General features: G+C 69.9%; 9 protein-coding genes. 4 read left to right on the top strand and 5 right to left on the bottom strand.

The features are described from left to right. The coding region (locus GTW43_RS01935) for an FAD-binding oxidoreductase (protein WP_237536347.1) at positions 1 to 1626 on the top strand (1626 nt) is incomplete at its 5' end. Positions 1627 to 1710: 84 nt separating this feature from the next. Next, entirely contained in the window at positions 1711 to 2280 is a 570-nt protein-coding gene (locus GTW43_RS01930) for a dienelactone hydrolase family protein (RefSeq protein ID WP_161299785.1), read from the top strand. Between the two features lie 24 nt (positions 2281 to 2304). Here the strand turns inward: GTW43_RS01930 and GTW43_RS01925 are convergent, their stop codons facing one another. The 4 genes from GTW43_RS01925 to GTW43_RS01910 all read right to left on the bottom strand — a co-directional run bounded on the left by GTW43_RS01925 (position 2305) and on the right by GTW43_RS01910 (position 7033). Further along, complete coding sequence (locus GTW43_RS01925; protein ID WP_343245866.1) at positions 2305 to 3978, bottom strand: alkaline phosphatase D family protein; 1674 nt, start codon at positions 3976 to 3978, stop codon at positions 2305 to 2307. Between the two features lie 85 nt (positions 3979 to 4063). Further along, on the bottom strand, positions 4064 to 4882 hold the full coding sequence (locus GTW43_RS01920; protein ID WP_161299784.1) for a thioredoxin domain-containing protein: 819 nt from the start codon (positions 4880 to 4882) through the stop codon (positions 4064 to 4066). Positions 4883 to 4936: 54 nt separating this feature from the next. Then, entirely contained in the window at positions 4937 to 5617 is a 681-nt protein-coding gene (locus GTW43_RS01915) for a hypothetical protein (protein ID WP_161299783.1), read from the bottom strand. An 84-nt stretch (positions 5618 to 5701) separates the two neighbouring features. Then, the gene (locus tag GTW43_RS01910) at positions 5702 to 7033 is read right to left on the bottom strand and encodes a DUF2252 domain-containing protein (protein ID WP_161299782.1); all 1332 of its coding nucleotides are present in this window, start codon (positions 7031 to 7033) and stop codon (positions 5702 to 5704) included. Between the two features lie 213 nt (positions 7034 to 7246). Here GTW43_RS01910 and dnaE point away from each other — a divergent pair, with 213 nt between their 5' ends. Further along, positions 7247 to 10786, top strand: coding sequence for a DNA polymerase III subunit alpha (gene dnaE / locus GTW43_RS01905; RefSeq protein ID WP_161299781.1), 3540 nt, complete (start codon positions 7247 to 7249; stop codon positions 10784 to 10786). 99 nt (positions 10787 to 10885) lie between these two features. Here dnaE and GTW43_RS37375 read toward each other — a convergent pair whose 3' ends face one another. Beyond that, positions 10886 to 11059: a hypothetical protein gene (locus GTW43_RS37375; protein WP_202500930.1), complete on the bottom strand. Its 174-nt coding sequence runs from the start codon at positions 11057 to 11059 to the stop codon at positions 10886 to 10888. 255 nt (positions 11060 to 11314) lie between these two features. Between GTW43_RS37375 and GTW43_RS01900 the strand changes: the two genes are divergently transcribed. Further along, on the top strand, positions 11315 to 11916 hold a 602-nt coding region (locus GTW43_RS01900; protein ID WP_343245865.1), incomplete at its 3' end, for an NYN domain-containing protein.

The raw sequence follows: 11916 nt of genomic DNA, 5'->3' as shown, positions 1-11916 counted from the left end.
CTCGCCGCCTCACCGTTCCTGGCCCTGTCCACCTGGGACACGGAAGGCGGCAGCGACACCAGCCCCCGCGGAGACCGGCAGACGGTGGCCCGCATCCTGAACGGCCGCACTCTGGTGCTGGCCGACCGCAAGGGCAACAGACGCGCGGACACCCTGCACAACCTGCTCCACGACGACCGGATCGCCCTCGCCGCCCTCGTTCCCGGCCGCAGCGGTGTCCTTCACATCCACGGGCGCGCCGCGATCACCGATGACAAGGCGCTGCTGAAGACCTTGGCCTTGCGCGGCGAACCGCCGCATCTCGCCCTCCTCATCGACGTGGAGGACGCGGAGATCCGCAGCAACGACGCTGTTGCCCGCGCCCGCCTGTGGAACCCCGACACACGACCCGGCCGGGACAAGGCACCCGACATGATGGCCGTGGGCAGCGCCCATCTGGCCGCAGGCGCAGCCCAGTCCGGGCGCGCGTCCGCGTGGCTGATCAAACTCATCACCGCCACACCGGGCATGAGCCGGTTGCTGCGGAAGGTGGCGGACCGTGCCTACGTGTCCGGGCTGCGCAAAGAGGGCTACGACGACGTCCGCGCCCCCGCTGCTGCGCACCACGGTGCAACGCAACACGATCAGGTGGCGGAGAGCCCGCTGCGAGCCGTGCGCGTCTGCGGGATACGGCAGGAGACACCCTCCGCCCGCACCCTGGTGCTCGAGGACTCAGCCGCCGAGGCCGAGCCGTTCCATTTCCGTCCCGGGCAGTTCTTCACCCTGGTCACTGACCTCGCGGGCCACCCCGTACGACGCGCCTATTCGGCCTCCTCGGCGCCGGGCGCCCACCGGCTGGAGGTCACCGTCAAGCAGGTGAAGGGCGGGAAGTTCTCCACGCACGCCCACAGTGACCTGCGGGTCGGGGACCGACTCGCGGTACGCGGCCCCTCCGGGACCTTCCACGCACCGCCGCAGAGCACTGAACAGCTGGTGCTCATCGCGGCCGGCAGTGGCATCACACCCATGATGAGCATGATCCGCGCCCGCCTGTCCGACCCCGCACCGGCCGGCAGGATCAGTCTTCTCTACAGCAGCCGAAGCCCCGAAGAGGTCATCTTCGGCGACGAGTTGACCCGCATGGAGAAGGACCATCCGGACCGGCTGACGGTCACCCATGTCCTCACCGGCCGCGACGAGATCGTCTTCATCGCCTTCGGGGTCATCATGGCGACGCTCGTGCTCCAGGGCCTCAGCCTGCCCTGGCTGGTGCGCAAGCTGAAGGTGAAGGCCGACACGGAGGCCGAGCAGTCCTACGAGCGGGACATCGCGCTGCGTGCCGCGAAGGCCGCCAAGCGGCGCCTGAAGGAGATCGAGGAGGTCGAGGAGCTGCCCGAGGAGGTGCAGGAGCAGCTGCTGCGCCGCGCCTACGACATCGGGCTGCGCATCAACCCCGAGCTGGGCGCCGAGGAGCGCCGCGAGGCCCAGACGAAGCGTCTCGCCCGGGTGAAGCGGATCCGCCACATCCAGAACGAGATGATGTCGGCCGCCCGCCACGAGGTGCTCGCCGCCCGCAGCGAGCCGGGCGCCGACCCGGAGATCGTCGACCGCATCCTGCGCCAGCTCGACGTGCGCAGCATGCGCTAGGACACGACTCGGGCCTGGCGGCGGCCGGCTTCGCGCCCGGTCCGGTCCGGTCGGGTCCTGGCCGTGGCCTGGCACCATAGGCGCATGAACATCATGCTTTTCCACTCGATCTACGGCCCGCGGCCCGCCGTCTCGGCCGCGGCCGAGCGGCTGCGGGCCGCCGGGCACGAGGTGTGGACGCCCGACCTCTTCGAGGGCCGTACCTTCGACGACCTGGAGAAGGCCAGGGAGTACCGGGAGGAGGTCGGCAAGGACGAGCTGCTCAGGCGGGCGGTCCTGGCCGCCGCGCCGTACTCGGAGCGGGGCCTCGTGTACGCGGGCTTCTCGCTCGGCGCCGCCACCGCCCAGACGCTGGCCCTGGGCGACGAGAAGGCCAAGGGGCTGCTCCTGCTGCACGGCACCTCGGACCTCGCCGAGAGCGCCTCCGTGGACGAGCTCCCGGTCCAGCTGCACGTCGCCTCGCCCGACGCCTTCGAGACCGACGACTGGCTGAACACCTGGTACCTGCAGATGGGCCGGGCGGGCGCCGACGTCGAGATCTACCGCTACCCGGGCGCGGGCCACCTCTACACCGATCCCGAGCTGCCGGACCACGACGGGGAGGCCGCCGAGGCCACCTGGCGGGTGGCGCTCGGCTTCCTCGACTCCCTGTAGGTCCGCCGGTGCGGGCCGTCCCGGTCAGCGCACCGGGGCGTCGGCCCGCTCCACCTTCTGCGTGCCGCTGAGCGTGCGGTAGGAGCGGGCCCAGGACGTCGTGGCGTTCCGGTCCGCCCGGTCCGAGATCACGTAGTAGTCCATCTGGGTCCGCTCGGCCGTCACGTCCAGGACGCCGTAGCCGTGGGAGTCCATGTCGAGCCACTTCACGTGGCGGTTGGCGGCCTTCACGGCGGTCTCGGCGACCGTGGACAGGGTGTTCGGTGCGACGTGCAGGATGTCGTCCAGGTTGTCGGAGGTCACCGACGTGACGACGAACTCCGTGGCCGCGGACGGCGACAGCGGGTACGTGCCGGCCGTCACCGGGACGTCGTTGGCCCAGGCCATGTGGATGTCGCCGGTCAGGAAGACGGTGTCGCGGATGCCGCGGTCGCGCAGGTGGGAGATGAGCTCCTTGCGGTCGTGCGTGTAGCCGTCCCACTGGTCGACATTGACCGCGAGGCCTCCGGTGGGCAGCCCGAGCAGCTTCGCCAGCGGCTCGAGCAGATGGGCGGGGAGCGAGCCGAACGCGACCGGCGAGATCATCACCGAGGTGCCGACCAGCTTCCAGCGGGCGTCGGACGCGGCGAGCCCCGCCTTGAGCCAGTCCAGCTGGGCCCGCCCGGTGATCGTCCGGTCCGCCGCGTCCACGTCGCCGCTGCCGACGCTCGACTGCTCGGAGCGGAACGAGCGCAGGTCGAGCAGGTGCAGGTCGGCGAGCGTGCCGAAGCGCAGCCTGCGGTAGACGGTGCCCGCCGTCGAGGCGCGGACCGGCATCCACTCGAAATAGGCCTGCTTGGCAGCCTGCTGACGGGCCGCCCAGTCGCCCTCGGCGCCCGGCGTGTGGTTCTCGGCGCCGCCCGACCAGGCGTCGTTCGCGAACTCGTGGTCGTCCCAGATCGCGATCATGGGGTGCGCGGCGTGCATCGCCCGCACGTCCTCGTCGGTCTTGGTCACGGCGTGCCGGATCCGGTAGTCGGCCAGGGACACGATCTCGTGCGTCGGACGGTGCTGACGGACCGTGTACGCGGCCGCCGGGTACTCGCCGGTCCGGTACTCGTAGAGGTAGTCGCCGAGGTGGAGGACGGCGTCCAGGTCGGTGCGCGCGGCCAGGTGACGGTAGGGCGAGTAGTAGCCGGCCTCCCAGTTGGCGCAGGAGACGACGCCGAAGCGCAGGCCGGGGGCGGTGGAGTCGGCGGCCGGGGCGGTGCGGGTGCGGCCGACGGGGGAGAGCTCCTCGCCCACCGCGAAGCGGTAGTAGTACGTGCTCGCGGGGCTCAGCCCGCGCACGTCCGCCTTCACCGTGTGGTCGGTCGCCGCGCTCGCGGTGGCGGTCCCGCTCCCGACGACGCTGCCGAACGCCTTGTCCCGGGCGATCTCCCAGTGCACCGGGACGTCGGGGCCCCGGCCGGAGCCGGGAGTCGCCTCGGCGCTCGGCGTCACCCGGGTCCACAGCAGGACGCCGTCGGGCAGCGGGTCCCCGGACGCGACGCCGTGCTGGAAGGCGGGCGTGTCGGCGGCGTGGGCGGTGGCCGCGGCGGCGAGCGGCGCGGCGAGCACGGCACCGGCGGCCGCCGCCTTGACGACGGTGCGGCGGCGCGGGGTGCGGGGGCCAAAGGAGCGGTCCGGCGTGGTGGCTTCAGATATGCGACTGGTCACGGGCGATCACATTACTGGCCGGTATGCACAACGAGCGGGCGAACCCGAAGAGTTCGCCCGCTCGTCGCGTGGAGGTGGTGCGGTGTCAGCCCTTGAGGGCCTTGTCGATCGCGGTGTTGTAGTCCGCCACCGTCATCGGGGCGTTCTCCCCGTCGGAACCGGTGAGCTTCTTGCCGTTCATCACGAACGACGGGGTGCCCTGGACGCCGTCCTTGTTCTTGTCGAACAGGTCGGACATCTCCAGCGCCCACTTGTCGAAGGTGCCGCTCTTGACGTCCTTCTCGAAGGTCTTGTCGTTCTTCAGCTCGGGGACGGTGTCCGCGACCTTGAGCAGGTACGCGTCGTCCTTGAACTTGTCGTCGGTCTCCTCGGGGTGGAACTTCGTGGAGTAGAGCGCCTCCTTGTACTCGAGGAAGGCGTCCTTGCTCACGTTGAGGGCGGCACCGAGCGCGCTCAGCGCGTTCTTCGAGCCCTCGCCCTGGAGATTGTTGTCGAGGAACGTCGCACCGATGAACTGGATCTTGTACTTGCCGGCGTCCAGGTCCTTCTTCACGGTCGGGCCGACCGTCTGCTCGAAGGAGGCGCACACCGGGCAGCGCGCGTCCTCGTAGACCTTCAGCGTCTTCTTCGCCGAGTCCTTGCCGAGGGTCACCGTCGTGTTGTTCTTGCCGGACGTGTTCTTGGGCGCCACCAGGGACTTGTCCTTGGCGGCCTCCCACTGGCCGGGCTTGTTGTTCTGCATCACCAGGTAGCCGACGCCGCCCGCGACGGCCAGGACCGCGACGATCGACGTGGCGACGATCGCCTGGCGCTTCGCCTTGTCCTTCTTGGCCTGGCGCTCGCGCTCGACGCGCAGCCGCTCGCGGGCCGCGGTCTTCGCCTGCTGGCTGTTGCGCTTGCTCATGAGAAAACTCCGTGGAGGTGTGAAAAAGAGAGACGGGGGACTGTCGTGTGCCGGTCAGAGAACCGGGCACGGAGGTCCGCGCCGTCCCACGGAGTGCGCCCAGAGCCGGGTGCGGGCGGCCCGCACCCGCCGCGTGGGCCGCTGCCGCAGCGGCGCCCGCTCCGGGCGGACGGTCACCGCGGCGCAGGCGAGCAGCAGCGGCCGGAACGTGCCGACCGCCACCGCGCGCAGCAGCTGGGTCAGGGCGTGCTCGCCGCGGCGCAGCCAGGCGGCCGCGAGGAGACCCACCGCGACATGCGCGCCGAGCAGCAGCCAGGAGGCCGCCGGATCGGTGTGCGCGAGGGCCACGGCGGCCTTGTCGCCGGCCCCGCCCGTCATCCGCGCGAACGGGGTGCCGACGCCCCCGGCGCACAGCACGTCGAGACCGAAGGAACGCAGGGGGCCCGCGACCGGGCCCGCCGCGTCGCCGTAACAGATGTGCTGGCCCGTGGTGAAGACCGTGTCCGCGGCCAGCTCCAGCGGGACCAGCAGCGCGGCGATCCGGCCGAAGCCGCGCTCACGCCCGGCGAGCGCGTACGCGAGGACGAACACCGCGCCGGCGATGACCGCGACCGTGGTGAGCGGCAGAGGAGCCCGGGACAGCAGGACGTGCGACGCGGCGGAGAGCGTCACGACGAGCGCCGTGAACAGGGCCGCGCGCACGGCTCTGAGGTGAGTCCGGGATATGTCGTCCATCGCCGAGGAGTGTGCCATGGCCCGCGGTAAGCGATGCCTAAAGGGTTCCTGTGGGTGACGCGGGTGCCGTCGCGCGGGCCGCCGTCACGAGGCCAGACCCGGGATCCGGCCGTTGCGGAACAGGTCCACGAAGATCTGGTGGTCGGCCCGCGCGCGGGCACCGTAGGAGTGTGCGAACTCCACCAGGAGGCCCGCGAAGCCGTCCTCGTCCGCCGCGATCGCCGCGTCGATCGCCCGCTCCGTGGAGAACGGCACCAGCGACTGGCCGGACAGGTCGTCCGCCGCCGCGTGCATCGTCGCCGTCGCCCGGCCGAGGTCGGCGACGACCGCCGTGATCTCCTCCAGGTCGTCGATGTCGCCCCAGTCCAGGTCGACCGCGTACGGCGAGACCTCGGCGACCAGCTGACCCGAGCCGTCCAGCTCCGTCCAGCCCAGCCACGGGTCGGCGTGCGCCTGGAGCGCACGCTGCGAGATCACCGTGCGGTGACCCTCGTGCTGGAAGTACTCACGGATCGCCGGGTCCGTGATGTGCCGCGAGACGGCCGGGGTCTGGGCCTGCTTCATGTAGATCACGACATCGTTCTCCAGGGCGTCGCTGTTGCCCTCCAGAAGGATGTTGTACGACGGCAGCCCGGCCGAACCGATGCCGATCCCGCGGCGGCCGACCACGTCCTTCACCCGGTACGAGTCCGGGCGGGACAGGGACGACTCCGGCAGCGTCTCCAGGTAGCCGTCGAACGCCGCGAGGACCTTGTACCGCGTCGCCGCGTCCAGCTCGACGGAGCCGCCGCCCTCCGCGAAGCGCCGCTCGAAGTCACGGATCTCGGTCATCGAGTCCAGCAGTCCGAAGCGGGTCAGCGAGCGCGCGTCCCGCAGCGCGTCCAGGAGCGGGCCCTCCGCCGTGTCCAGCGTGAACGGCGGCACCTCGTCGCTCTTCGCGCCCGTCGCCAGCGCGTGGATGCGCTCGCGGTAGGCCGCCGCGTACGTGCGCACCAGGTCGGTGATCTGCTCGTCGGAGAGCGCCTTCGCGTACCCGACCAGCGCCACCGAGGCCGCGAACCGCTTGAGGTCCCACGTGAACGGGCCGACATAGGCCTCGTCGAAGTCGTTCACATTGAAGATCAGGCGGCCCGTGGAGTCCATGTACGTGCCGAAGTTCTCCGCGTGCAGGTCGCCGTGGATCCAGACCCGGCTGGTGCGGTCGTCCAGGTACGGACCGCCGTGCTGCTCGCGCTCCACGTCGTGGTAGAAGAGGCACGCCGTGCCGCGGTAGAAGGCGAAGGCGGAGGCCGCCATCTTGCGGAACTTCACCCGGAACGCGGCGGGGTCGGCGGCGAGCAGCTCGCCGAACGCGGTGTCGAAGACGGAGAGGATCTGCTCGCCGCGCTGCTCAGCGGTGGGCTGCGGGTCCGGCATCGCTGGGTGCCTCCTGGTACGGGTGGTGCGTGGGCTCGTGCGACACGCAGGACAAGGTGCTCTGCCTCGTCCAACGCCCGACCGTACTCCGGAGTGCCCGCCGGTTGTCAGTCGCCGGTCGTAGACTTCCCAGCTGTCCCCCGAGGCATCCCCGAGCTGCCCACAGCCCGTCGCCAGCCTGTCGCCCCGTGTTCGCCAATGGAGGCCCTCACCGTGTCCAAGCCGCCCTTCACGCACCTGCACGTCCACACCCAGTACTCGCTGCTGGACGGTGCCGCGCGGCTGAAGGACATGTTCAACGCGTGCAACGAGATGGGCATGACGCACATCGCCATGTCCGACCACGGCAATCTCCACGGGGCGTACGACTTCTTCCACTCGGCGCAGAAGGCGGGCGTCACGCCGATCATCGGCATCGAGGCCTACGTGGCCCCCGAGTCCCGGCGCAACAAGCGCAAGATCCAGTGGGGCCAGCCGCACCAGAAGCGCGACGACGTGTCCGGTTCGGGTGGTTACACGCACAAGACGATCTGGGCGGCGAACAGCACGGGGCTGCACAACCTCTTCAAGCTCTCCTCGGACGCGTACGCGGAGGGCTGGCTGCAGAAGTGGCCGCGCATGGACAAGGAGACGATCTCCCAGTGGAGCGAGGGCCTGATCGCCTCCACCGGCTGCCCGTCCGGTGAGCTGCAGACCCGGCTGCGGCTCGGCCAGTTCGACGAGGCGGTCAAGGCCGCGTCCGAGTACCAGGACATCTTCGGCAAGGACCGGTACTTCCTGGAGCTGATGGACCACGGCATCGACATCGAGCGCCGGGTCCGCGACGACCTGCTGCGCGTCGGCAAGAAGCTCGGCATCCCGCCGCTGGTGACCAACGACTCGCACTACACGTACGCGCACGAGGCGACCGCGCACGACGCCCTGCTGTGCATCCAGACCGGCAAGAACCTCTCGGACCCCGACCGCTTCCGCTTCGACGGCACGGGCTACTACCTGAAGACGACCGACGAGATGTACGCCGTCGACTCCTCGGACGCCTGGCAGGAGGGCTGCCGCAACACGCTCCTGGTGGCCGAGCAGATCGACACCACCGGCATGTTCGAGAAGCGCGACCTCATGCCGAAGTTCGAGATCCCGGACGGCTTCACCGAGGTCACCTGGTTCCAGGAGGAGGTCCGGGTCGGCATGGACCGCCGCTACCCGGGCGGTGTCCCCGAGGACCGGCAGAAGCAGGCCGAGTACGAGATGGACATCATCATCCAGATGGGGTTCCCGGGGTACTTCCTCGTCGTCGCCGACTTCATCATGTGGGCGAAGAACAACGGCATCGCGGTGGGCCCCGGCCGAGGCTCCGCGGCCGGCTCGATCGTCGCGTACGCGATGGGCATCACCGACCTCGACCCGATCACGCACGGACTGATCTTCGAGCGGTTCCTCAACCCCGAGCGCGTCTCCATGCCCGACGTCGACATCGACTTCGACGAGCGCAGGCGCGTCGAGGTGATCCGGTACGTGACCGAGAAGTACGGCGCCGACAAGGTCGCCATGATCGGCACCTACGGCAAGATCAAGGCCAAGAACGCGATCAAGGACTCCGCGCGCGTGCTCGGCTACCCGTACGCGATGGGTGACCGCCTCACCAAGGCCATGCCCGCCGACGTGCTCGGCAAGGGCATCGACCTGTCCGGCATCACCGACCCGCAGCACCCGCGCTACAGCGAGGCCGGCGAGATCCGCGGGATGTACGAGAACGAGCCGGACGTCCAGAAGGTCATCGACACCGCCAAGGGCGTCGAGGGCCTGGTCCGGCAGATGGGCGTGCACGCGGCCGGCGTCATCATGTCCAGCGAGCCGATCGTCGACCACGCCCCGCTGTGGACCCGGCACACCGACGGCGTGACCATCACCCAGTGGGACTACCCGCAGTGCGAGTCGCTGGGCCTGCTCAAGATGGACTTCCTGGGCCTGCGCAACCTGACGATCATGGACGACGCCGTCAAGATGGTGAAGTCCAACAAGGGCATCGACCTGGAGATGCTCTCCCTGCCCCTGGACGACCCGAAGACCTTCGAACTGCTCTGCCGCGGCGACACGCTCGGCGTCTTCCAGTTCGACGGCGGTCCGATGCGCTCCCTGCTGCGCCAGATGCAGCCCGACAACTTCGAGGACATTTCCGCCGTCTCGGCCCTCTACCGGCCGGGCCCGATGGGCATGAACTCGCACACGAACTACGCGGAGCGCAAGAACGGCCGGCAGGAGATCACGCCGATCCACCCGGAGCTCGAGGCTCCCCTGAAGGAGACGCTCGGCCTGACCTACGGCCTCATCGTCTACCAGGAGCAGGTGCAGAAGGCCGCCCAGATCATCGCCGGGTACTCGCTCGGCGAGGCCGACATCCTGCGCCGCGTCATGGGCAAGAAGAAGCCCGAGGAGCTGGCGAAGAACTTCGTCCTCTTCCAGGAGGGCGCGAAGAAGAACGGCTACTCGGACGCCGCGATCCAGGCCCTGTGGGACGTCCTGGTGCCCTTCGCCGGATACGCGTTCAACAAGGCGCACTCCTCCGCGTACGGCCTGGTCACCTACTGGACCGCCTACCTCAAGGCGAACTACCCGGCCGAGTACATGGCCGCGCTGCTCACCTCGGTCAAGGACGACAAGGACAAGTCGGCCGTCTACCTGAACGAGTGCCGGCGCATGGGCATCAAGGTCCTCCCGCCGGACGTCAACGAGTCGGTCCACAACTTCGCCGCCCAGGGCGACGACGTGATCCTCTTCGGCCTCGAGGCCGTCCGCAACGTCGGCACCAACGTGGTCGACTCGATCATCCGGGCCCGCAAGGCCAAGGGGAAGTACGGATCCTTCCCCGACTACCTCGACAAGATCGAGGCCGCCGCGTGCAACAAGCGCACCACCGAGTCGCTCATCAAGGCCGGCGCCTTCGACAGCCTCAAGCACACGCGCAAGGGCCTCACCGCCCAGTACGAGCCGATGATCGACAACGTGGTCGCGGTCAAGCGCAAGGAGGCCGAGGGGCAGTTCGACCTCTTCGGCGGCATGGGCGAGGAGGACAGCAGCGAGCCCGGCTTCGGCCTCGACGTCGAGTTCTCCACCGACGAGTGGGACAAGACCTACCTGCTCGCGCAGGAGCGCGAGATGCTCGGGCTCTACGTGTCCGACCACCCGCTGTTCGGCCTGGAGCACGTGCTGTCCGACAAGGCCGACGCGGGCATCGGCCAGCTCACCGGGGGCGACTTCTCCGACGGCGCCGTCGTCACCGTCGGCGGCATCATCTCGGGCCTCCAGCGCAAGATGACCAAGCAGGGCAACGCGTGGGCGATCGCCACCGTCGAGGACCTCGCCGGCTCCATCGAGTGCATGTTCTTCCCCGCGACGTACCAGCTGGTGTCGACCCAGCTCGTCGAGGACGCCGTCGTCTTCGTCAAGGGCCGCCTCGACAAGCGCGAGGACGTGCCGCGGCTCGTCGCCATGGAGCTCCAGGTCCCCGACCTGTCGAACGCGGGCACCAACGCGCCGGTCATCCTGACCATCCCCGCCCTCAAGGTGACCCCGCCCATGGTCAGCCGGCTCGGCGAGATCCTCGCCAACCACCGCGGTGACAGCGAGGTCCGCATCAAGCTCCAGGGCCCGCGCAAGACCACCGTGCTCCGGCTCGACCGCCACCGGGTCAAGCCCGACCCCGCGCTCTACGGCGATCTGAAGGTGCTGCTCGGCCCGTCCTGCCTGGCCGGCTGAGGCCCTGCCGGCACTCCCACCGCACACGGCGCGAGGGGCGCACCCGGGTCCTCCGGGTGCGCCCCTCGCGTACGGGCAGGTGCGGTGTGCGGCCCTGACTCAGTTGTGGCCGAAGCGACGCTCACGGTGCTTGCGGGCCATGTCCCCCGGCGTCGCCTGCGCGGCCGACTTGGCCTCGGCCTCCATGGCCGAGGACCGGGACTGCTCCTGGGCCGACTCCGGCGACGCCTGCTTCTGCTGATGGCTGCGGTTCTGCTTGCGGTTCTTGGCCATGGTGATCTGCCTCCTGCGGGGGATCTAGGGGCCAGGGCCGCGTTCAGACTCACATATGTCGACAAAGGTCGCATTTCAGAGATTCACCGTGTGTGACAGGGGATCCGCCGGTACCCCGAGGGGAGTTCCCGGCGATCAACGGGGATCCGCCACGCCGAAGATCCAGTTCGGGCCGTTAACCCCAGTGCGGTCGGGCAGACTCGAAGGAAACCCCAAGCGAACGCGCGGGCGTGTCGGCGAAAGAGGGTGGATCGCGTGGACCGTTGCATCGTCCTGGTGGATGCCGGATATCTGCTGGGGGCCGCCGCGAGCCTTCTTGCGGGCGAGCCCTCACGCTCCCGGATCCATGTCGACCACGCCGCCCTCATCCAGGGACTGCGCGAGCGCGCCGAGACCGAGACCGAGCGTCCGCTCCTGCGGATCTACTGGTTCGACGGCGCCCCGGACCGGGTGCCCCAGCCCGAGCACCGCAGGCTGCGCGTCATGCCCCGCGTCACCGTCCGGCTCGGCGCCCTGACCCGCAGCGACGGGCGCTGGGCGCAGAAGGGCGTCGACGCCGCCATGCACGCCGAGCTCACCGAACTCGCGCGGAACAGGGCGTGCTCCGACGTCGTCCTCGTCACCGGGGACGGCGATCTGCTGCCCGGCATGATGGCCGCCAAGGAGCACGGTGTCGCCGTCCACCTCTGGGCCGTCCAGGCCGCCGACGGCGACTACAACCAGTCCGAGGACCTCGTCGCCGAGGCCGACGAGCGGCGCGTCCTCGACCGGACCTGGATCACCAAGGCCGTCCGCGCCAAGGAACTCGGCGGGGTCTGCGCACCGCCGCCCGCCCCGCGGCCCGAGATCGCCGCGAT

The sequence above is a fragment of the Streptomyces sp. SID5785 genome (assembly GCF_009870065.1).
Taxonomy (GTDB): domain Bacteria; phylum Actinomycetota; class Actinomycetes; order Streptomycetales; family Streptomycetaceae; genus Streptomyces.
This window is presented reverse-complemented; position numbering and strand designations above follow the sequence as displayed.